This is a genomic window from Ectopseudomonas toyotomiensis, from assembly GCF_900115695.1.
GTDB lineage: Bacteria > Pseudomonadota > Gammaproteobacteria > Pseudomonadales > Pseudomonadaceae > Aquipseudomonas > Aquipseudomonas toyotomiensis.
The window spans coordinates 225,753-247,684 of record NZ_FOXK01000007.1 but is presented as its reverse complement, the minus strand read 5'-3'; the positions used below and the strand labels follow the sequence as shown (position 1 = coordinate 247,684).

The following is a 21,932-nucleotide window of genomic DNA, read 5'->3' as shown; positions in this document are numbered from 1 at the left end:
CATCCATACAGTCGTCGCCTACGGTTTCAGCAGCCTGCTAGGCTAGGGCGCCCAGGAGGTGCCTGATGCCGATTCGCTACATCCTCAAACAACTGTTGATGCCGCCAGGCGTCCTGCTTCTGCTGATGCTGCTGGGCTGGTGGTTGCGCCGTCGGTTTCCGCGTGTGGCGGTGGTCTGTTTCGCGATGGGTTTTGGCGGGCTCTGGCTGATGAGTCTGCCGGCGGTGATGCAGTGGGGCGCGGGGTTGCTCGAGCGCGAGCCGGTGCTGGAGCAGGCGCAGTGGACGACGCTGGCGCAGCGTGCCGACGCCATCGTGATTCTCGGTGCCGGGCGTGAGCAGAACGATCCGGGCTGGGGGCGCACCGATCAGCCCGGCCTGATGGCGTTGGAGCGCCTGCGCTATGCAGCTCGTCTGGCGCGCGCGTCCGGTCTGCCACTGGCTGCCAGCGGTGGCCTGCATTACGGCCAGCCGCCCAGTGAAGCAGCGCTGATGGCCGATGCCATGCGCCGCGACTACGGGCTGGAGATCCGCTGGCTGGAGGAGGAGAGCCGCACTACCTGGGAAAATGCGACGCTCAGCGCTGAACTATTGCAGCCTCAGGGGGTGCGTCGCGTGGTGCTGGTAACGCAGGCCTGGCACATGCCGCGTGCCCGCCGGAGTTTCGAGCAGGCCGGCTTCGAGGTGATCACGGCGCCGATGGGTTACCTAAGTGCCGGCTATGAGCGCCCGCTGGGTGGCTGGCTGCCGGAGTCGCGGGTGATCTGGCAGAGCAGTCAGTTGCTCAACGAAGCCATCGGCCTGTTGGCGTATCCCATCGTCTACGGCAAGCAGTAGGGCGTACTCGCCGCAGGCAGTACGCCTGCGGATTTTGCGTTCCGAGGGTTGGCGGGCTGCTCGCTTCGCTCGCGAGACCGCCCTACAGGGTCTTGGCCATGCGGCTGGCCAGCAGGGCCCAACCCAGTAACAGGGCGCAGAGAATCGCCAGCGGCCAGATGCGCCATTGCAGATAAGGCGTGAGCCCCTGCATGGGCAGCACTTCACCATAGAGCACGCCTTGTTCGAACTGCGGCAAGCCGAACTGGATACGGCCCTGCGGGTCGATCACCACGGTCATGCCGTTGTTGGTGGCGCGGATCATCCAGCGTCCGGCCTCGAGCGCGCGCATCTGCGCCATCTGCAGGTGCTGCAACGGGCCGATGGAGGTGCCGAACCAGGCATCGTTGCTCACCGTCAGGAGGATCTCGCTGTCCGCTGCCAGTGCTGCGGCGAACTCCGGGTAGACCACTTCGTAGCAGATGAATGGTGCGATGCGATACCCCTTGGCCAGCAGCGGTGGCTGGTCGGCCGGGCCGCGGGCGAAGTCGGACATGGGCAGGTCGAAGAAAGCAATCAAGCCACGCAGCACTTCCTGCAGGGGCACGTATTCGCCGAATGGCACCAGCTTCTGCTTGAGATAGGTGCCCTGGCCTTCGCCGAAGCTGGTGATGGCGTTGTAGTAACGAATCTCTCCGCGTTCGTTGGACTGTCGCACCGGTACGCCGGTGATCAGCGCGCTGTTGCGGTCACGGGCGAAGCGATCCATCACGCCGATATAACCCTGGGCCATGTCCTTGAGCACCGGGATCGCCGTTTCCGGCCAGACCAGAATGTCGACCTGCCTGGCACTGAAGCTGAGATCGCGATACAGCGCCAGCTGTGCGTTGAGCTGGGCCGGGTCCCATTTCAGGTTCTGCTCGACGTTGCCCTGTACCAGGGCCACCGTCAGGCTGTCGCCTGCCGGGCGCGTCCAGCTGTGGCCCTGCAGCGCCAGGCCGGCGAGCCAGGGGCTCAGCAGCAGAAGCAGGGCACAGATGTAGCGCGGTTTGTGCGGACGCAGGCGCTCCAGGTTGATGATCAGCGCGGCCGACAGCGCGATGACGAAGGATGACAGCCAGACTCCGCCTATCGGCACCAGGCCACTCAGCGGACCGTCGAGCTGGCTGTAGCCTGCATACAGCCAGGGGAAGCCGGTGAGGAACCAGCCGCGCAACACTTCCTGGGCGACCCATAGTGCGGCGAACGCCAGGGCGTCGGCCAGCGGCGCCTCGTTGCGGCGTATCCAGCGCGCCCAGAGAGCGGCAGTCAGGGCGAAGAACAGGCCCAGCCCGGCGACGAAGCCCAGGGTGAGAATGCCTGCCAGCGCCGGCGAGGCGGCGCCATAGTCGTGGATGCTCACATACACCCAGCTGGTGCCGGCGGCGAACAGGCCGAAGCCGTAGCTCCAGCCGCGCAGCGCCGCCTGGCCCGGGCGCAGTTCGCGCAGGCCGAGATAGAACAGGGCAATGGACAGCACGGCCAGCGGCCACAGGTCGAAGGGGGCGAGCGCCAGGGTGGTCAGGGCGCCTGCGCCGCAGGCGAGCAGGTGGCCGGGCCAGCCCGGACGAGTGATCCATTGCAGCATGGGGTGATCCTTGGAGTCGGGGTGGCGCAAGGGTAGGGGGAGGCAGTGGTAGGCGGCAAGTGGTAGGCGGCAAGTGGTAGCCCGGATGCAATCCGGGGAGGCTCGGTTGCCATCCCCGGATAGCAGCCGTCAGCGGCTGACTGGCGTCAGGCGCAGCAGGTGGATGCGACGGCTGTCGGCGTTGAGCACGCGGAAGCGAAACTCGCCGATCTCGGTGACTTCGTTGCGCTTGGGCAGGTGGCCGAAGGCGCTCATTACCAGACCGCCGACGGTGTCGTACTCGTCGTCGGAGAACTGGCTGTCGAAGGTTTCGTTGAAGCTGTCGATGGGCGTCAGTGCCTTGATCAGGTAGTCGCCGGAGGGCAGCGGTTTGATGTAGCCGTCTTCCTCGACATCGTGCTCGTCCTCGATGTCACCGACGATCTGCTCGAGTACGTCCTCGATGGTCACCAGGCCGGCGACGCCGCCGTATTCGTCGATGACCACGGCCATGTGGTTGTGGTTGGCGCGGAACTCACGCAGCAGCACGTTCAGGCGCTTGGACTCGGGCACGAAGGTGGCCGGGCGCAGCAAGTCCTTGATGTTGAAGTTGGGTTGTTCACCCTGCAGGATCAGCGGCAGCAGATCCTTGGCCAGGAGGATGCCGATGACGTCGTCGAGGCTCTCGCCGATCACCGGGTAGCGCGAGTGCGCCGCGTCGATGATGGCGGGCAGGAACTCGCGGGGCGTCTGGCTGGCCTTGATGCTGATCATCTGCGAGCGCGGCACCATGATGTCGCGTACCTGCAGGTCGGCGACCTGAATGGCGCCTTCGACGATGGCCAGTGCTTCGCTGTCGAGCAGCTTGTTCTGATGGGCTTCGCGCAGGACTTCCAGCAGTTCCTGGCGGTTTCTCGGCTCATGAGCAAAAGCCTGGGTCAGCTTGTTGAACCAGGACTTCTGCTCGTTGCTCGATCGGTCTTCGCTCATGGCGTTTTACTCGGGGTCCTTTTCATTAGGAGATTCATCACCGGCATACGGGTCGGGATGACCCAGTTCGGCGAGCAATTGTCGTTCCAGATCTTCCATCTCGAGGGCTTCGTCTTCCTCGATGTGGTCATAGCCCAGCAGGTGCAGGCAGCCATGGATCACCAGGTGGGCCCAGTGCGCTTGCGATGTCTTGCCTTGCTCGGCAGCTTCGCGCTCGACCACCGGTACGCAGATCACCAGGTCGCCCAGCAGCGGAATGTCGAGGATTCCGTCAGGAATCTCGGCAGGGAATGACAGGACGTTGGTAGCGTAGTCCTTGTGCCGCCAGGTGTGGTTCAGTTCGCGGCCTTCGGCTTCATCGACCAGGCGGATGGTCAGTTCGGAGTCGGCCGTGCGCTGGCGCAGCGCCAGTTCGCACCAGCGGCGCAGCTGCGCTTCGTCCGGGTGCTGACCGTCAGTGGCCAGTTGCAGGTCGAGTTCAAGCATCGTGGCTGTCGACCTTGCCGTGCAGGCGCGCGTCGTGGCGCTCGTAGGCTTCGACAATGCGCTGCACCAACGGGTGACGCACCACGTCCTTGGGCTTGAAGTGGGTGAAGCTGATGCCGGGCACGTCGCGTAGCACGTCGATCACGTGGGTCAGGCCGCTCTTGGTGCCGCGCGGCAGGTCGACCTGGGTGATGTCGCCAGTGATCACGGCGGTGGAGCCGAAACCGATACGGGTGAGGAACATCTTCATCTGCTCGACGGTGGTGTTCTGACTCTCGTCGAGAATGATGAAACTGTTGTTAAGGGTGCGGCCGCGCATGTAGGCCAGCGGTGCGATCTCGATCACCTGCTTCTCGATCAGCTTGGCCACGTATTCGAAACCGAGCATCTCGTAGAGCGCGTCGTACAGCGGGCGCAGGTAGGGGTCGATCTTCTGCGCCAGGTCACCGGGCAGGAAGCCGAGCTTCTCGCCGGCCTCGACCGCCGGACGCACCAGCAGGATGCGTCGTACCTGCTCGCGCTCCAGGGCGTCCACCGCGCAGGCCACGGCCAGGTAGGTCTTGCCGGTGCCGGCTGGGCCGATGCCGAAGTTGATGTCGTTGTCGAGGATCGCCTTGACGTAGCGCTGCTGATTGACGCCGCGTGGCTTGATAACGCCCTTCTTGGTGCGCAGGGTGACCTGCGGCAGGTTGCTGGGGTTGACCAGTTCCTCGACGCCGGACTCCTGCAGGTACAGGTGCACCAGGTCGGGCGACAGCTCGGTAGCTTTGGTTTCGCGGTACAGCTTGCGCAGCAGGGTTTCGGCGGCCTGGGTCTTTTCGGCGGCGCCGAGCATCTCGAACTGGTTGCCACGGTTGCGGATTTCCAGGCCGAGGCGCTCTTCGATCAGGCGCAGATGCTCGTCGAACTGGCCGCAGAGATTGGCGAAACGGCGGGCCTCGAAAGGTTCGAGGGTAAAACGATGAGGTTCTAGAGAGGTGTTCAAGGTGATGGTGTGATCGTCACTTGTCTGGGTATTGAAAGGCAGCATAACGCCGGGCGCCCGCAACGCAAAGTGGGGGCGCCCGCTACGTTAGTGGAGGGTGTCGGCATCCAGCAGGGTGCCGCGCAGCGAATGGGGCAGGGCGTCGTCGATATGCACGTCGACGAACTGACCGATCAGGCGTGGATTGTCGCAGCGGAAATTGACGATGCGGTTCTGCTCGGTACGGCCCTGGAGCATGCCCGGGTCCTTCTTCGAGTAGTCGCTGACCAGGATGCGCTGCACCGTGCCGACCATGCGCCGGCTGTTCTCGAAGCCGTTCTGGTTGATGCGGTGCTGGAGCAGGGCCAGGCGCTGCTTCTTCACCTCGTCCGGGGTGTCGTCCACCAGATCGGCGGCCGGGGTACCGGGGCGCGAGCTGTAGATGAAGGAGAAGGAGAAGTCGAAACCGACGTCCTCGATCAGCTTCATGGTCTGCTCGAAGTCCTTCTCGGTTTCGCCGGGGAAGCCGACGATGAAGTCCGAGCTGATCAGGATGTCCGGCACGGCAGCGCGCAGCTTGCGGATGCGCGACTTGTATTCCAGTGCGGTGTGGTTGCGCTTCATCGCCGCGAGGATGCGGTCGGAGCCGGACTGCACCGGCAGGTGCAGGTATTTCACCAACTGCGGGATCTCGGCGTGGGCCTGGATGATCGCGTCGGAAAACTCCAGCGGGTGGCTGGTGGTGTAGCGGATACGCTCGACGCCATCGAGCGCAGCCACGGCATGTAGCAGCTCGGCGAAATCGGCGATATGGCCGTCCGGCGCTTCGCCACGGTAGCCATTGACGTTCTGCCCGAGCAGGGTGATTTCCTTCACGCCCTTCTCGGTGAGGGAGGTGATTTCCATCAGCACGTCGACCAGCGGACGGCTGACTTCCTCGCCACGGGTGTAGGGCACCACGCAGAAGGTGCAGTACTTGCTGCAGCCTTCCATCACCGAGACGAAGGCGCTGGGGCCGTCGACGCGCGGTTCGGGCAGGCGGTCGAATTTCTCGATCTCTGGAAAGCTAATGTCGACCTGCGCGGTCTTGGTGGTGCGCGCGGCGTCGATCATCTCCGGCAGACGGTGCAGGGTCTGCGGGCCGAATACCACGTCGACATAGGGCGCGCGGTCGCGGATCGCCGCGCCTTCCTGGCTGGCCACGCAGCCACCGACGCCGATCACCAGATCCGGGTTGGCCTGCTTCAGCTCGCGCCAGCGGCCGAGCTGGGAGAACACCTTGTCCTGCGCCTTTTCGCGGATCGAGCAGGTATTGAGCAGGATCACGTCGGCTTCTTCGGGTTTTTCCGTGACCTCCAGGGCCTGATGCTCGCCCAGCAGGTCGACCATGCGCGAGCTGTCGTACTCGTTCATCTGGCAACCGTGGGTTTCGATATAGAGCTTCTTGGTCATGGCACTGTCTGAGGTGGTTAAAAAATGACCGCGCATTATAGGCGTGTGCCAAGGGGGATGCTACCGCTCAGTTCCCGTAGCCCGGATGCAATCCGGCGTCTTGCGCCGTCCATCCCCGGTTTGCATCCGGGCTACGCATGCTCCGCTGTGCTATCCTGCGCGCCCTGTTTTTCCTGACTTCGAGTCTTCATGAGCAAGCGCGATCCCATCTACAAGGTGATTTTCCTCAACCAGGGCCAGGTGTACGAGATGTATGCCAAGCAGATCTATCAGAGCGATCTGTGGGGTTTTCTGGAGGTGGAGGAGTTCGTCTTTGGCGAGCGCAGCCAACTGGTGGTCGATCCCAGCGAGGAGAAGCTCAAGGCCCAGTTCGAGGGTGTAGTGCGCAGCTTCGTGCCGATGCACGCGATCATCCGCATCGACGAGGTGGAGCGCCTGGGCACGGCGAAGATCAGCGAGGCCAAGGGCGGCGGCAACGTGATGCCATTCCCCATGCCGATGCCGGACAAGTAAGCGCAGAATCGTAGGGTGTGCCGCGCGCACCAGCTTTTAATGGTGCTTAAGGCAGCGAAGTAGGGTGGGCTTCAGCCCAACAGCGGTATCGCGATGCCACCTGGTGGGCTGAAGCGGAACGCCGCCCGGCCCACCCTGTGGGGTCAGGGCAAGGGCGCGAAAGGTGAACGACCTTCGGCGGTCTGCAGCTCCAGCAGGTAGCTGCGGAAGATCTGTCCCAGCACCTGGCTGGCGATTTCCAGTTCATCGCGACGCATCTGCGCCGACACCAGGTCGGCGCTGTCCATGGCTTCGTCCGAGCCATTGACCGATGCCATCTTCAATACGATGTAGGCCTGCACGTTGTTGGCCGGTACGCCTTCGCCACGGAAGAACATCGTGCCCAGGCGCAGCTGCGCTTCGGCGTGGCCCTGCAGTGAGGCGCGCTCGAACCAGGTCAGGGCCTGCTTTAGATCGCGCGGGGTGCGCTTGCCGTCGTAGTAGTACTCACCCAGCTCATAGGCCGCCTGCGTGTTGCCGGCGCGTGCCATTTCCTGGCAGCTGGCCAGGGCATCGGGCATCTCTTCGGGGGAGGCGTTCAGCGCGCAGCTGCCGCTGGCGGGGATCAACAGCGAATTGCCGCCTGCGAATGCAAACAGCGGGAGGAAAAGCAACAGGCAGCCCAGGGACAGGGTGCGGCCGGTGCGGTTCATCTGGATAACGGGACCTCGGCAGTTCAGGGCGGGTGACGTGCCCGGTCGGCGCAAAACGTGCCGACCGTCGCATTATGGAATAACCGCGGGCTTGTTACAAAGGCTTTACCAGGCTGTCGAAAAACTACCTGCGTTGGCAATACTGCGTTAAAGCCGGCCTCAAAATGCTCATTTACAGCACTTAAACTGCGCTTCTTCGGCCGTTTTTGCGGGGCCGCCATCGGTATTGTCTTGCCTGCCTCGGCTCGGGCTTCCTGCTTCGCTCTACCTCCTGCATCCATGCAGTCGTCGCCTACGTTTTTCAACAGCCTGTTACCCGGTCTGTCGTTTCGCACTTCCCGGCAGGTTCAGCAGCAGCCAGGCCAGCAGCGGGTAAGCTGGCGCCAGCAGCACGTGGAACAGGTCGATGCGGCGCAGCGGCCCGATCACGCCTTCGGTACCGACTGCCACACCGGCCAGCAGGAACAGGCCCACCACCACGGCTGCGACTACAGCAGGCGCGCGGCGCGGCCATTGGACTGCGCCGGCATAGAGAATCAGCACCAGCGTGGCCAGGTTCAGCGCCAGGCGGTAGTCCTCCATATAACCAAGCTGGCGGAACAGCTCGAAGAAGGCGCACAGGCCGAGCAGGATTCGGCCCCAGTTCGGCCGGCTCCAGGCCCAGCCACGGCCCAGCGCCAGTGCGGCGGCGCCGAGTAGCGGCAGGCCGAGAAAGCTGCTGGCCTGCGAGAGCCACAGGTGCGCTGGCTGCCAGTTCGGGTCGAAGCCGTAACGAATCACGCCGACGCTGGCCGCCGCAGCCGGAAGCAGAAAACCGAGCAGGGCGCAGAACAGCGCCGGCTGGTCGCCCTCGCCGTAGCGCCCGCGTACCCGGCCGATCAGCCAGACACAAACCCCGCAGGCCAGCGCCAGCAATGCATCACTGAAGGCGGTGCTGTATTGCATCAGGCTTTTTTCAGCTCGGCGAAGGCGCGCTCGGCGGCAGCGAAGGTGATTTCCAGCTCTTTTTCACCATGGGCGATGGAGGTGAAGCCCGCTTCGAAGGCGCTCGGTGCCAGGTATACGCCGCCGTCCAGCATCAGATGGAAGAAGCGGTTGAAGCGCGCACTGTCGCTAGCCATCACGTCGGCGAAGGTGACGATGTCGTCGGCGCCGCTGAAATACAGACCGAACATGGCGCCGGCCTGGGTGGTGACGAAGGGAATGCCGGCGGCATCGGCGCGTTGTTGCAGGCCATCGAGCATGCGCGTGGTGTAGTCGGTCAGCTCGGTGTGGAAGCCCGGACGGCTGATCAGCTTCAGCGTGGTCAGGCCAGCGGCCATGGCCAGCGGGTTACCCGACAGGGTGCCGGCCTGGTAGACCGGGCCGAGCGGGGCGATGCATTCCATGATCGCGCGCTTGCCGCCGAAGCAGCCTACCGGCATGCCGCCGCCGATGATCTTGCCGAAGGTGGTCAGATCCGGGGTGACGCCGTAGTGCGCCTGGGCACCGCCGAGGGCGACGCGGAAACCGGTCATCACCTCGTCGAAGATCAGCACCACGCCATGCTTGTCGCACTGCTCGCGCAGGCCTTCGAGGAAGCCCGGCGCTGGCGGCACGCAGTTCATGTTGCCGGCCACCGGCTCGACGATGATGCAGGCGACTTCCTTACCCACCTGCGCCAGGCACTCGGCCACGGCGTCGATGTCGTTGAACGGCAGGGTCAGGGTGTGCTTGGCGAAGGCCGCCGGCACGCCGGCGGAGTTCGGCACGCCCTGGGTCAGGGCACCGGAGCCGGCCTTGACCAGCAGGCTGTCGGAGTGACCGTGGTAGCAGCCCTCGAACTTGATGATGCTGTCGCGGCCGGTGTAGCCGCGGGCCAGGCGGATGGCGCTCATGGTCGCCTCGGTGCCGGAGCTGACCATGCGCACCATTTCCATCGACGGCACCAGGCCGCACACCAGCTCGGCCATTTCGGTTTCCAGCGCGGTCGGCGCACCGTAGGACAGGCCGTGTTCCAACTGACGACGCACCGAGTCGAGCACTTCAGGGTGGCTGTGGCCGAGGATCATCGGGCCCCAGGAACCGACGTAGTCGACGTAGCGCTTGTCGTCTTCGTCCACGACATAGGCGCCTTCGGCGTGCTTGAAGAACAGCGGCGTGCCGCCGACGCTGCGGAAGGCGCGCACCGGCGAGTTGACGCCACCAGGGATGTGTTTCTGGGCGTTGGCGAAGAGAATTTCGGAACGGGACATGGCAGGTCTCTCTGGAAACGAATCAGTCGAACAGCGCGGCAAAGGCGCGGGCGCGGTCTTCCACCTCGGTGGCGGAGTCCGTGGCAAACAGGGCGTGGATCACGGCAACCATGCTGGCGCCCCGGGCGATCAGGCAGGGGGCGTTTTCCAGGGTCACGCCGCCGATGGCGACGATGGGCTGGGCAAAGCGCGCGCGTGCCTGATCCAGCAGCTCCACGGTGGCAGCCGGAGCGCCGGGTTTGGTGTTGGAATTGAAGAAGCGGCCGAAGGCGATGTAGCTGGCGCCTTCGGCGACCGCGCGTTCGGCCAGTTCCAGCTGGGCGTGGCAGGTACCGCCGATCACGACTTCTGCGCCGAGGCAGGCGCGAGCGGCGGCCAGCGAGCCGTCGCTCTGGCCCAGGTGCAGGCCGACGCCCAGGCGCGCGGCCAGCTCCAGGTCATCGTTGATGATCAGCGTGGCGCCATGGCGCTGGCACAGTTCGGCCAGTGCCTGGGCTTCATCGAGGCGACGCATGGCATCACCCGACTTGTCGCGGTACTGCAGCAGGCGCGCGCCACCGATCAGCGCCGCTTCGGCATAGGGCAGCAGCTTGCCGCCGGCCAGCAGCGGGGTGTCGGTGATGGCGTAGAGACCGCGAAGATTCATGCCCCGAAGTCCAAAGGCAGGCGGCGCGGCACGTATTGGCCATGGCCGGGTTGTTCGGCGTCGCGCAGGGTGCGCCAGGTATAGTCCAGGGCACTTTTCACGGCGCTGACCAGTTCCTCGCCCAGGGCCAGGCGACCGGCCAGGGTGCTGGCCAGGGTGCAGCCGGAGCCGTGGTAGCTGCCGGGCAGGCGCGCGCAGGTGAAGGTGTGGCGGCTGCCGTCACGGCAGTACAGGCGGTTGTGCACTTCGGCTTCGTCGCCGTGGCCGCCGGTGATCAGCAGGTGTTCTATAAAAGGCAGCAGCTTCTCGGCGCACTCGTCGGCGCTGCCTTGCGGCAGTTCGGCGAGGATGCGCGCTTCCGGCAGGTTCGGCGTGGCGATGGTGGAGACGGCGAACAGGCGCTCGCGCATGGCATAGCCGACGTCGTCCTTGCCCAGCGAGCCGCCGCCGCCGGCGCGCAGCACCGGATCGCAGACCAGTGGCACGCCCGGCAGCTGGCTCATCACCTCGAGCACGGTGTCGACCATGTCCACCGAGCCGAGCATGCCCAGCTTGACGGCGGCCACGGGCATGTCGGCGATGACCGCGCGGGCCTGGGCCAGCACCCAGTCGCGGTCGAGGACGCGGAAGTCGGAGACGTTGACGGTGTCCTGCACGGTCAGGGCGGTCACCGTCGGTGCGGCGTGGCAGCCTTGGGCCAGCAGGGCTTCGATATCGGCCTGCAGACCAGCACCACCACTGGGGTCGTGACCGGACATGCATAGCACTACGGGGCGGAAGTTTGGCGTTTTCATGGTGCGCGAGCTTATCACTAACAAGCCTCAAGTCGCTGCACGCCATGCCGGTCGTTAGCCTTTCTGATTCTCGTGCGTATTGGCGTTATCTGGTCTGGAAATGGCATCATGCGCGGCCATGCCGCCTTGCCCGACTGCCTCCGATGACGCTGCGTACCTGCCTGATCATGATGACCGCCCTGGCGGTGATCACCGATAACCTGATCATTCCCTTCTATCCGCAGTACTTCGCCGAGCGCTTCGATAATCCGCCGGAGCAGCACGTCGGCCTGTATCTGGCGGTGGTCAGCTTGGTGGTGATGGCGGTGTTCCCGCTCTGGGCGCGTCTGGCCAAGCGCGTGCACCCGGTGCGCATCCTGATCAGCGCGCAGCTGATGGCCGGTAGCCTGACCGCCGCCTGCTATTTCATCGACTCGCTGCCGCTGTTCTGGGTGGTGTCGTTGCTGATGGTGGTGTTCAAGGGCAGCTACCTGCTGATGTACCCCTACGTGATGAGCCTGCAGCAGCAGGACAACCACACCCAGACCATCGGCACCCTGTCGGTGGTGGTGCATTTCGGCGCCATTCTCGGCGCCGCGCTGGGCGGCCTGATTTTGCAGATCATGAACATTGGCGATGTGTTTCTGGTGATGGCCGCCGGCGATTTCATCCAGATGGCCATCTGCATGCATCTGGTGCGTGGCTATCTGCCGGCACCAGGCGAGCAGCCAGCGAGCGACGAGGCGCCGGTGAAGAACGAGTCGCGCAGCCTGCCAGCGATCTATCGCCTGTGCCTGGTGATGCTGCTGTTCTACTTCGTCGGTTACGTCACGCGGCCGTTCTTTGCTGTGTACTGGCAGCAGGTGGCGCACTGGAACAGCGAGATGGCGGCCGGCTTCGTCTATGCCCTGCCCGGCGCGGTGGCCGTGGTGGCGCTGTGGTGGGGGCGCCGCGCGACCAAGCAGGGCAATACCCGTGACGGCATTCTTGCCGGTCTGCTGCTGGGCGCGGCGGCCACCTTCATTCAGGGCTTTGGTGATCAGTGGCTGATCCTGCTCGGCCGTGTGCTGTTCGGCTGGGCGCTGTATCAGGTCACCGTGCGTCTCGACGCACTGCTGTTCGAGCTCAGCTCGCCGGAGCACTACGCGGTGGACTTCAGCAAGATCAATATCTTCCAGTGCCTGGGCAACATGGGCTCGGCCTACGGCGCGGGCCTACTGGTCAGCCATTACGGCCAGGCCATGCCGTTCTGGGTCGGTGCTGCCGGCCTGCTGGCGACGGCTGCACTATTCCCATTGCTGGTACGTAAACCGCGCACGGCCTGAGTCTTGAGTGGCGAATGATAATTTGATGCAGATGCGTTTCGGTGATTAAATTCGCCCTCCGCACTGCCGCCGTCGTCCGGGTTCGCCGCGATGCAAGACCTCCACCACCTGCTCGATGTCATTTCCCGCAGCCTGCCCGGGCTGCAAGGGCGGATCGGGCATGCCGGGGCTGACCTGCTGGTGTGCGGCAGCGAGGGCAACGACCGGCGTATCGCCGCGCTCTACCAGCACTGGCAGCAGGCTCATCCCGAGGCCGGGCCGCATTACTGGACGGTGCGCAGCTGGACCTACCTGGTCTGGCAGCCCATCTACCTGACCTTGCTCGGCGTACACCTGGCGCAGCGCGTGCCCTGTCTGGCGAGCCTGGGGCAGGCGGTGCAGGGCGGCGTGGTGTCGGGTTTCTGTCTGCCCGAGCATTGCCCGCAGCAGGCTACGGAAGATCAGCTGATCGGCCTGGCTGCCAGCCAGCTCGAGCAACTGCTGCGCCGCCAGCACGCCGAGTTCTGCCAGGTACAAAGCATTCACGGCAAGCTGGCCCAGCGCCTCGCTGCCGACTACGTGCTGGCCGCCTTGTTGCTGGTACAGCGCCAACTGACTCTGGATAACCAGCAACTTCGCGCGCTGGCGGTACGCTGGCTGGACGCGTTGGGCCTGCGCGGCGCCAGTGAGCTGCTGGAAGTGCGCCTGGACGATGGCCGCGGCTGCCTGACTCTGGAGCGCAAGGCCTGCTGTCAGCATTTTCGGCGTTGCGACGGCGAGCTGTGCAGCACCTGCCCGAAGCTGCGGCGTGACGAGCGCCTGCTGCGTCTGCGCGAGGAGCTGGCCCTGGCATGTTGACGTTGCGTGATATCGAAGTACGCCGCGGCGAGCGGGTGACGCTGGCGCTGGACGAACTGCACCTCGAAGGTGATCGCTTCACCGTGATCCTCGGCCACAACGGCTCGGGCAAGTCGACCCTGATGAACCTGCTGGCGCGGCAGCTGCAGCCGACCCGAGGCTCGCTGCAACTGGACGGGCGTACCTTGGCCGATTTTTCCGCCCGTGACTTCGCCCGCCGTGTGGCTTTTCTGCCGCAACACCTGCCCGATGTCGCTGGCCTGACCGTTCGCGAACTGGTGCGTCTGGGGCGCTTCCCCTGGCGCGGGCTGCTCGGCCGCTGGCGCGCCGAGGACCATGCCGCCGTCGATCTGGCGCTGGCCCAGACCGATGTCGCCCATTACGCCGATCACCTGGCCGACAGTCTGTCCGGCGGCGAGCGCCAACGCGCCTGGATCGCCATGCTGCTGGCCCAGCAATCGCCGCTGCTGCTGCTCGACGAGCCAACCTCGGCGCTGGACCTGGCGCATCAGTACGAGTTGATGGGCCTGCTGCGCCAGCTCAATCGCGACAGCGGGCGCGGTATCGTTGCCATCCTCCACGACATCAACCTCACGGCGCGGCATGCCGACCGGGTGATTGCCCTCAAGCAGGGGCGGATCTTCTTCGACGGCAGCCCGGACGAGTTGCTCAGCGGGCCGTTGCTCAGCCAGCTCTACGACATCGATATCGAACTGATCGAGCAGCCCAGCAGCGCCCGCAAGATTGCCGTGGTGGCCTGAGCATGGCGGCAGTTTCGGCGCCGTCACGCCACCTTCTGACGTTGCTCGCGCTGCTGCCCCTGGCACTCCTGCACCTGTGGCTGGCGGCCGATCTTGATCCGTTCGAACTGTGGGCGATGCTGGCTTCTGCCGAACACAGCTTCGAGTTTCTACAGCTGCAACTGTCGGCTCTACCCAGGCTGAGCATGGCGCTGCTCACGGGCGCTGCGCTGGGACTGTCCGGCAGCCTGCTACAGCAGATCACGCAGAATCGCCTGGTGTCGCCCATGACCATCGGCGCCTCGTCCGGGGCCTGGCTCGGGCTGGTGCTGGCCACCTTGCTGGTGCCGACCTTCGCGGCCAGCAACGGACAATGGGCGGCCCTGCTCGGCGCACTGGTGGCGGTCGGTCTGGTGCTGCTGATTGCCGGGCGCAGCGGTATTGGCGGGCTGCCGCTGGTGCTGGGCGGCATGGCCATGAACCTGTTGCTCGGCGCATTGGCTGCCGGCCTGGTGCTGATCAACAACCAGTACACCCAGGGGTTGTTCGTCTGGGGTGCGGGTGATCTGGCGCAGATCGACTGGCACTGGGTGCAGTGGTTGTGGCCCAAGCTGCTATTAGCCTTGCCACTGCTGGTGCTGGCACCACGACCGTTGAGCCTGTTGCAGCTCGGTAGTGATGCCGCTCAGGCCCGTGGCCTGGCGCTGTGGCCGGTGATGCTGGTGCTGTTCCTGGCGGCGCTTTGGCTATGTTCGGTGTCGATCACGGCGGTCGGCCTGATCGGTTTCATCGGCCTGCTCACACCGAATCTGGCGAAGATGCTTGGTGCCCGCACGGCGCGTGATGAACTGTTCTACAGCGCGTTGCTCGGTGCCTTGCTGCTGCTCGGCACCGACGCCCTGGCGCTGTTGGCCAATCGTGTCAGCGGCCAACTGGTACCCAGTGGTGCGGCGGCGGCGTTGATCGGTGCGCCAGTGTTGTTGTGGCTGGCGCGCCGCCACCTGGCTGCGGAAGACCCGCGTGGCCTGCAGTTGCCGCGCGGCGCCGAGCGTTTCGGCTGGCGCAGTGCGCTGTGGGTGGCACTTCTCGCCGTACTGGCGCTGACCGTGGCGCTCGGGCTGGCGCGTGGTGTCGATGGCTGGCACCTGCAGTGGCCGTCGGCGCTGGTCTGGTCGCTGCGCTGGCCGCGTGTGCTCACTGCCGCCGCGGCCGGTGCCGGCCTGGCGATTTCCGGTCTGCTGCTGCAGCGCCTGCTGCGTAACCCGCTGGCCAGCCCCGATATTCTCGGTCTATCCGCGGGTGCCACGCTGGCGGTTATGCTGGCGCTGATCGTCTTCGGTGGCGCGATGTTCGGAGCGGTCGCGCCGCTGGCTGCCTTCGTCGGCAGCCTGGCGGTGCTAGCGGTGTTGATGCTGCTGGGCCGGCGTCATCACTACTCACCAGCATTGATGGCGCTGCTGGGTATTTCCCTCGGTGCGCTGCTCAACGCCGCCTTGCAGTTCGTGCTGGCCAAGGGCAGCGGTGACTCGTTCGCGTTGCTCGGCTGGCTGGCCGGCTCCACCTACCGCGCCACACCGGCACAGGCATTGTGGCTGACGGTCGGCGTGCTGCTGTTCGGCGCGCTGGCATTGCTGTTCCAGCGTGCGCTGACGCTGATCGGCATCGGCGACGGGGTGGCCGCCAGCCGTGGCCTGAACGTGCCGCGCTTGCGTCTGGCACTGCTGGTGCTGGTGGCGCTGCTCTGTGCGCTGGTTACCAGCCTGCTAGGGCCAGTGGCGTTTCTGGGGCTTTTGGCCCCGCATATCGCGGTGATGCTTGGCGCGCGCCGGGTGCTGCCGCAGTTGCTGCTGGCGGCCTCGTTGGGCGCGGTGCTGATGCTGCTGGCCGATTGGGCCGGTCGCACCCTGATCTTCCCGTTGCAGATTCCGGTGGGCATTGTCGCCTCGGTGTTGTGTGGCAGCTATTTCGTCTACCTGCTCATCCGTGGGAGGCTGGCGTGAAGCGTTGCTTGCTCTGCTTTCTGCTGCTATGGCTGACGCCTGCCTGGACCAGCGCTGAGCCACGGGTGGCCGCGCTGAGCTGGGAGGCCACCGAGCATTTGCTGATGCTCGATGTGACACCGTTGACCGTCGCCGATGCCGGTGACTACCGCGCCTGGGTGGTGCGGCCGACGCTGCCCGCAGACGTGCCTTCGGCCGGCTCGCGCCTGGAGCCCAACCTCGAATTGCTGGCCGAGTTGCAGCCTGAGTTGATCGTCATCCCTCCTTTGCTGGAAGACATCCGCCCGTTGCTGGAGCGTATTGCGCCGGTTCAGGTGTACCAAGGTTTCAGCCAGCAGCACGACAATCTGCAGGTGCAGCGCGAGGCGTTTCTCGACCTGGCGCGTGCGCTCGGCCGCGAGGCATTGGCCAGGCAACGCCTGCAGGCGATGGACGCCGAGCTGGCGCAATGGCGCGAGCGGCTGCGGGCTCATTACGGGGAGCGCCTGCCGGCCGTCACGGTGATACGTCTCTCGTCGCCGACGGCCGCCTTCATCAACGGTCCCAACTCCATGCCGCAACATGCGCTGGCGCTGCTCGGCCTTCAGCCTGCGATGGACCTGGCGCCGAGCCCCTGGGGCATCACTCAGGTACCGATCACCGCGCTCGGTCGCATCGAAGAGGGCGTCGTGCTGCATATCGAACCCTTTGCCCAGGAAGCGCAGTTGTTCGCCTCACCATTGTGGCAGGCGATGCCTTTCGTGCGTGAGCAGCGCTTCGCCGCGATGCCCTCGACCTGGACCTATGGCGGCGTGTTTTCCCTGCAGTATCTGGCCGAGGCCATAGGTGAAGCGCTGCTTAAACTACCGTCTGAATCTGGAAAAGCGCCCCAACAGTCCCTAGAGTAGAGCGATTCGAATATAAGTCTGCCGTGCGTGACGGCGCCATCTGATGGGCTAATGGGGGCCTGGGCGTTGTCCGACAGGGTTTTGGAGTCGTATGTACCGGCTGCTCCTGCTCATCGTGAGCCTCGTTTTTTCCTCGCTCGTGGGCGCCGTTACCTTCGACGAACATATGCGTACTCTGCCTCTGGGGCAGAGCATGTACGTGTTCGAGGACGTGCGCGGCGATGCCAGCATCGACGACATCGCCTCGCCCGCCGTGCAAGGCAGTTTCCGTCTGCATGACAAACCCGTGCTCAACGCCGGCTATTCACGCTCGGTATTCTGGCTGCGGCTGGACCTGCACTATCTGCCGCGCGAGGCGCAGGGTGACCGCAACTGGTTGCTGGAGCTGGCTTATCCGCCGCTCGATCACCTTGAACTCTACCTCCCCGACGAGGCCGGCGGCTTCGCACTGGCTCAGCGTACAGGCGATTCGTTGCCTTTCGACACCCGCCAGATCCGCCAGCACAATTACCTGTTCGAGCTGAACCTCGAGCCGAACCAGAACAAGCGCATCTATCTGCGCCTGGAAAGCCAGGGCTCGATCCAGGCGCCGCTGACCCTGTGGGCGCCCAACGCCTATCTGGAAGAGCAGCCCGCGCGTATCTACGTGCTTGGCATCATCTACGGCGTGCTGCTGGTGATGCTGGTGTACAACCTGTTCATCTTCCTCAGCGTGCGTGACACCAGCTACCTCTATTACATTCTTTATATCGCCTCGTTCGGCCTGTATCAGGTCTCGGTCAACGGTGCCGGCATCGAGTATTTCTGGCCCAACAACCCTTGGTGGGCCAATGCCGCGACGCCATTTCTGATCGGCTCGGCCGCCTTGTTCGGCTGCCAGTTCGCCCGCAGCTTCCTGCACACTGGCGAACACAGTCCCTGGGTCGATCGCCTGTTGCTGCTGCTGATGGCCTGCGGCGCCGGGGTGATGATCCTGGCACTGAGCGTCAGTTATGCCACGGCATTGCGTCTGGCCACCTACCTGGCCCTGCTGTTCACCGTGGTGATCTTCGCTGCCGGAGTGCTTGCCTGGCTGCGCGGTATGCGCGTGGCGCGTTACTTCATCTTCGCCTGGACCGCCTTTCTCATCGGCGGCATCGTCAACACGCTGATGGTGCTGGGCTACCTGCCCAACGTCTTTCTTACCATGTACGCCAGCCAGATCGGCTCGGCGCTGGAAGTGGGCCTGCTGTCGTTGGCGCTGGCCGACCGCATCAACGCGATGAAGGAAGAGCGCACGCGCATCCTCCAGGAGGCCGGACGCAAGCTCGAAACGCTGAACCAGGAACTGGCCGACAGCAACCGTTTCAAGGATGAATTCCTCGCCACCGTGACCCATGAGCTGCGTACGCCGATGAACGGGGTGATCGGCTCGCTGGAGCTGATGCAGACGGTGAAGATGGACATCGAACTGGAGCAGTACCAGAAGACCGCGGCAGCGTCCGCGCGCGACATGATGCGCATGGTCAACGACATCCTCGCGCTCACCGAATTGCAGGCCGGCAAGCTCTATCCGCGGCGCGAGACGTTCAGCCTGCGCGGGCTGTTCGATGGTCTGCGTGCCCAGTATGCGGCGCGCGCCGAAGACAAGGGGCTGACGTTCGCCCTGGAGCTGGACGACAACCTGCCCGACACCCTGGAAGGGGACGCGGCCAAGCTGGCGCAGGCGCTGGGCTATCTGCTGGACAACGCCATCAAGTTTACCAGCCAGGGCGGCGTGACCTTGCAGGTCGGCCGCGCCGGCAGCGTGGGCAGCAACCTGCCGTTGAGTGTGGTGGTCAGCGATACGGGGATCGGTTTCGCGCCCGGCGACGGCGACCTGTATCAGCGCTTTCATCAACTCGATGGCTCGATGACACGCAAGTACGGCGGCCTGGGCATCGGCCTGGCGATCTGTCGGCAACTGGTCCACCTGCTTGGTGGCGTGCTCAGTCACGAGTCGCAGCCGGGGCAGGGCAGTCGGTTTCGCCTCGATGTGCCGCTGACCCTGCCGCTGCAACCGCAGGCCAGCGATGTTCGCCCGGCACGGCCGCAGGGCGGCGCGCTGCAGCGTCAGGCGCAGCAATGCACGGTACTGATCGTCGAGGACAATGCGATCAACCAACTGGTCACTCGCGGCATGCTGCTCAAGCTCGGCTACCGCGTGCGCACTGCCGACAACGGCGCCGAGGCCCTCGAATTGCTGCGCAGCGAGACGGTGGATGCGGTGCTCCTCGACTGCCAGATGCCGGTAATGGACGGGTTTGCCACCTGTCGCGCACTGCGCGCCCTGCCGGGCTGCGCCGAGTTGCCGGTGCTGGCGATCACTGCGCACAGTCACAGTGGCGACCGCGAGCGCTGCCTGGCTGCGGGCATGAGCGACTACCTGGCGAAACCGGTGAAATTCGACGAGTTACGCGTACTGCTGCATGACTGGGTGCTGTGCCGCCCGGCAGCGGTCTCTGGTGGCGCCGCGCCGGTCTGACTCTTCTTCGCAGGGCGTAATCAAGTCGCTCTGCCCTGTAGGCTCCTGCACGTGCGGCTTTGTACGAGCTACCTGTTTCCCGATTCGGCGGCAGATTTGGCCGGATCGTCCCTTTAGCCATGGTCTGAATCCTGATTCACTGCATGCAGGTGAATCAGGATTCAGACCATGGCTTATCGCACCACCGAAGCTCGACTCGACCGCGACCAAGCGCTGCGCGCGCGTATTCTCGACTGCGCCTTGCTGCGAGTGGCCGAGGGCGGTTTCGCCGCCCTGACCATGCAGGCGTTGGCCGACGATGTTGGCATCGCCACCGGTAGTCTGTACCGCCACTTTCGCAGCAAGGGTGAACTGGCCGCCGAGGTATTCGCCAGCGCCAGCCAGCGTGAGGTAGATGCTCTGGCCGCTGCCTTGCGTGGGCCGGGCAGCGCCAGCGAGCGCCTGCGCATCGGCCTGGAACAGTTCGCTGCCCGCGCCTGGCATAGCCGCCGCCTGGCCTTCGCGCTGATTGCCGAACCGGTCGACCCGGAAGTCGATGAGCAGCGCCTGCTCTATCGCGAAGCCTACGCCGAGCTGTTCATCGATCTGCTGGAGGAGGGTGCCGGCGCTGGTGAGTTTCGCGTCGAGCAGATCGGTCTGATGGCGGCCTGCCTGGTCGGCGCCATTGCCGAAGCGCTGGTCGGCCCCCTGTCGCCACCTGCTCGCGCCGCTCGCGAAGCAGGCCAACCCACCCTAGAGCTGGCGCAGGTCAGCGCCAGCCTTGCCACCTTCTGCCTGCGCGCCGTCGGCGCCAAGGAGTCCACGCGATGAAACCCAGCCTGTATGCCGAAACCCACGAGGTGTTCAACCAGGTACCGAGCCTCGATGGCGCCAATCTCTATCGCCTCGACCTGCCGCTGCAGGAGTGGATTCGCCGCTACGATGGCGCCTGGGCCCACGAGCGTTTGAGCGCCTATGGCGCGCTGGCCGGCGGCGCCCTGATGCAGGCCGGCTTTCTTGCCAACGAGAACAAACCGGTGTTCAAGAGCCACGACCGCTACGGCAATCGCATCGACCTGGTCGAGTTTCACCCGGCGTACCACGAGCTGATGCGCACGGCGGTCGAGCACGGCCTGCCCTCGCTGCCCTGGAACGACCCGCGCGCCGGTGCCCATGTTGCCCGTGCCGGGCTGACCTATATGCATAGCCAGGCCGAAGCGGCCAGCGGCTGCCCGTTGACCATGACCTTCGCCGCTGTGCCGGCCATTCGCCTGCAGCCCAACGTGGCTGAGCAATGGCTGCCGAAGATCCTCGCCACCGAGTACGACCCACGCAACCTGCCGATGGAGCAGAAGACTGGCGTGACCATCGGTATGGCCATGACCGAGAAGCAGGGCGGCACCGACGTGCGTGCCAACACCACCCGCGCTTATCCCATCGGCCTCGGCGGGCCGGGGCAGGGCTATGAGCTGGTGGGCCACAAATGGTTCTGCTCGGCGCCGATGTGCGATGCCTTCCTTACCCTGGCCTACACCGACAAGGGCCTGTCGTGTTTCCTGCTGCCGCGTCACCGCCCGGACGGCACGCGCAACGCCTTCTACATCCAGCGCCTGAAGAACAAGCTGGGCAACTGGGCCAACGCCTCCAGCGAGGTGGAATACCGTGGCGCTTTCGCCTGGATGCTCGGCGAGGAAGGGCGCGGCGTGCCGACCATCATCGAGATGGTGGCCATGACTCGCTTCGATTGCATGGTCGGCTCCAGCAGCCTGATGCGCCAGGCGCTGACCCAGGCTGCGCACCACTGTGCGCATCGCCAGGTGGGTGGCAAGCTGCTCGCCAACCAGCCGCTGATGCAGAACGTGCTGGCCGACCTGGCGCTGGAGAGCGAAGCGGCGCTGGCCCTGTGCATGCGCATGGGCCGCGCGCTGGATCACGCGCATGACGCGCAGGAAGACAAGTTCGCCCGTCTGGTCACTGCCGTGGGCAAGTACTGGATCTGCAAGCGCGCGCCGGAAATGATCTACGAGGCCAGTGAGTGCATGGGCGGCGCAGGCTATGTCGAGGAAACCATCATGCCGCGCCTGTACCGCGAAGCGCCGGTCAACTCGATCTGGGAAGGCTCGGGCAACGTGCAATGTTTGGACGTGCTGCGTGCACTGTCCAAGGAGCCGGGCGTGCTCGACGCGTTGTTCGCCGAACTGGGTGATGGCCATGGCGATGCCCGCCTGAAGGCGCATATCCAGCGGCTCAAGGCAGATTTCGCTGATACAGCCGATATCCAGTACCGCGCCCGCCAGCTCACCGAAGACATGGCCGTGGCACTGCAGGCCAAGCTGCTGCTTGAGGCGGGCAACAGCGTGGTCAGCGACGCCTTTATCGCCAGCCGCCTGGAAGGCCGCGGCCGCGTCTACGGCACCCTGCCGCGCGGTGTCGATGTCGAGGCGCTGCTGGCGCGTAGCACGCCGCATCTACTGTGAGGGCTAGCGCGAT

At 65.1% G+C, this 21,932-nt stretch carries 20 protein-coding genes; 10 read left to right on the top strand and 10 right to left on the bottom strand.

The genetic code is table 11. From position 1 onward, the window contains the following. Positions 1–65 precede the first annotated feature (65 nt). Positions 66–836, top strand: a complete 771-nt coding sequence (locus BM186_RS16075; protein ID WP_074916567.1) for a YdcF family protein — start codon at positions 66–68, stop codon at positions 834–836. Between the two features lie 82 nt (positions 837–918). On the opposite strand, the gene lnt is transcribed toward BM186_RS16075, so the two are convergent. The 5 genes from lnt to miaB form a co-directional block, all read right to left on the bottom strand. Beyond that, positions 919–2,442, bottom strand: coding sequence for an apolipoprotein N-acyltransferase (gene lnt / locus BM186_RS16070; protein ID WP_074916565.1), 1,524 nt, complete (start codon positions 2,440–2,442; stop codon positions 919–921). Positions 2,443–2,571: 129 nt separating this feature from the next. After that, entirely contained in the window at positions 2,572–3,411 is an 840-nt protein-coding gene (locus BM186_RS16065; RefSeq protein WP_072424410.1) for an HlyC/CorC family transporter, read from the bottom strand. Between the two features lie 6 nt (positions 3,412–3,417). Further along, complete coding sequence (gene ybeY, locus BM186_RS16060) at positions 3,418–3,897, bottom strand: rRNA maturation RNase YbeY (RefSeq protein WP_072424409.1); 480 nt, start codon at positions 3,895–3,897, stop codon at positions 3,418–3,420. After that, entirely contained in the window at positions 3,890–4,882 is a 993-nt protein-coding gene (locus BM186_RS16055) for a PhoH family protein (protein ID WP_072424516.1), read from the bottom strand. The genes ybeY and BM186_RS16055 overlap by 8 nt, the downstream gene beginning before the upstream one ends. An 87-nt stretch (positions 4,883–4,969) precedes the next feature. Continuing rightward, the gene (gene miaB / locus BM186_RS16050) at positions 4,970–6,313 is read right to left on the bottom strand and encodes a tRNA (N6-isopentenyl adenosine(37)-C2)-methylthiotransferase MiaB (RefSeq protein WP_074916563.1); all 1,344 of its coding nucleotides are present in this window, start codon (positions 6,311–6,313) and stop codon (positions 4,970–4,972) included. 189 nt (positions 6,314–6,502) lie between these two features. On the opposite strand from miaB, the gene BM186_RS16045 reads away from it, so the two are divergent. After that, entirely contained in the window at positions 6,503–6,826 is a 324-nt protein-coding gene (locus BM186_RS16045) for a DUF1820 family protein (protein WP_013717157.1), read from the top strand. Between the two features lie 143 nt (positions 6,827–6,969). Here BM186_RS16045 and BM186_RS16040 read toward each other — a convergent pair whose 3' ends face one another. The 5 genes from BM186_RS16040 to BM186_RS16020 form a co-directional block, all read right to left on the bottom strand. After that, on the bottom strand, positions 6,970–7,518 hold the full coding sequence (locus tag BM186_RS16040) for a tetratricopeptide repeat protein (protein ID WP_074916562.1): 549 nt from the start codon (positions 7,516–7,518) through the stop codon (positions 6,970–6,972). A gap of 312 nt (positions 7,519–7,830) precedes the next feature. Continuing rightward, the gene (locus tag BM186_RS16035) at positions 7,831–8,463 is read right to left on the bottom strand and encodes a DUF6962 family protein (protein WP_074916552.1); all 633 of its coding nucleotides are present in this window, start codon (positions 8,461–8,463) and stop codon (positions 7,831–7,833) included. Then, positions 8,463–9,752: a glutamate-1-semialdehyde 2,1-aminomutase gene (hemL, locus tag BM186_RS16030; RefSeq protein ID WP_074916550.1), complete on the bottom strand. Its 1,290-nt coding sequence runs from the start codon at positions 9,750–9,752 to the stop codon at positions 8,463–8,465. The genes BM186_RS16035 and hemL overlap by 1 nt, the downstream gene beginning before the upstream one ends. 22 nt (positions 9,753–9,774) lie before the next feature. Then, complete coding sequence (thiE, locus tag BM186_RS16025; protein WP_074916548.1) at positions 9,775–10,398, bottom strand: thiamine phosphate synthase; 624 nt, start codon at positions 10,396–10,398, stop codon at positions 9,775–9,777. Then, the gene (locus BM186_RS16020; RefSeq protein ID WP_074916546.1) at positions 10,395–11,192 is read right to left on the bottom strand and encodes a hydroxymethylpyrimidine/phosphomethylpyrimidine kinase; all 798 of its coding nucleotides are present in this window, start codon (positions 11,190–11,192) and stop codon (positions 10,395–10,397) included. Before BM186_RS16020 ends, thiE begins: the two co-directional genes overlap by 4 nt. Positions 11,193–11,335: 143 nt before the next feature. On the opposite strand from BM186_RS16020, the gene BM186_RS16015 reads away from it, so the two are divergent. The 8 genes from BM186_RS16015 to BM186_RS15980 all read left to right on the top strand — a co-directional run bounded on the left by BM186_RS16015 (position 11,336) and on the right by BM186_RS15980 (position 21,919). Continuing rightward, positions 11,336–12,496, top strand: coding sequence for an MFS transporter (locus BM186_RS16015; protein WP_074916544.1), 1,161 nt, complete (start codon positions 11,336–11,338; stop codon positions 12,494–12,496). 90 nt (positions 12,497–12,586) lie between these two features. Next, positions 12,587–13,333 (top strand): siderophore ferric iron reductase, encoded by a 747-nt coding sequence (locus BM186_RS16010; RefSeq protein ID WP_074916543.1) that lies wholly within the window; start codon positions 12,587–12,589, stop codon positions 13,331–13,333. Continuing rightward, the gene (locus BM186_RS16005; protein WP_074916541.1) at positions 13,327–14,094 is read left to right on the top strand and encodes an ABC transporter ATP-binding protein; all 768 of its coding nucleotides are present in this window, start codon (positions 13,327–13,329) and stop codon (positions 14,092–14,094) included. The genes BM186_RS16010 and BM186_RS16005 overlap by 7 nt, the downstream gene beginning before the upstream one ends. 2 nt (positions 14,095–14,096) lie before the next feature. Continuing rightward, on the top strand, positions 14,097–16,073 hold the full coding sequence (gene fhuB, locus BM186_RS16000; RefSeq protein WP_074916539.1) for a Fe(3+)-hydroxamate ABC transporter permease FhuB: 1,977 nt from the start codon (positions 14,097–14,099) through the stop codon (positions 16,071–16,073). Further along, positions 16,070–16,960: an ABC transporter substrate-binding protein gene (locus BM186_RS15995; protein ID WP_074916537.1), complete on the top strand. Its 891-nt coding sequence runs from the start codon at positions 16,070–16,072 to the stop codon at positions 16,958–16,960. The genes fhuB and BM186_RS15995 overlap by 4 nt, the downstream gene beginning before the upstream one ends. 91 nt (positions 16,961–17,051) lie before the next feature. Next, positions 17,052–19,463, top strand: coding sequence for a hybrid sensor histidine kinase/response regulator (locus BM186_RS15990; RefSeq protein ID WP_074916535.1), 2,412 nt, complete (start codon positions 17,052–17,054; stop codon positions 19,461–19,463). A 168-nt stretch (positions 19,464–19,631) separates the two neighbouring features. Beyond that, positions 19,632–20,273: a TetR/AcrR family transcriptional regulator gene (locus BM186_RS15985; protein WP_074916533.1), complete on the top strand. Its 642-nt coding sequence runs from the start codon at positions 19,632–19,634 to the stop codon at positions 20,271–20,273. Continuing rightward, entirely contained in the window at positions 20,270–21,919 is a 1,650-nt protein-coding gene (locus BM186_RS15980) for an acyl-CoA dehydrogenase family protein (protein ID WP_074916531.1), read from the top strand. Before BM186_RS15985 ends, BM186_RS15980 begins: the two co-directional genes overlap by 4 nt. Positions 21,920–21,932: the final 13 nt, after the last annotated feature.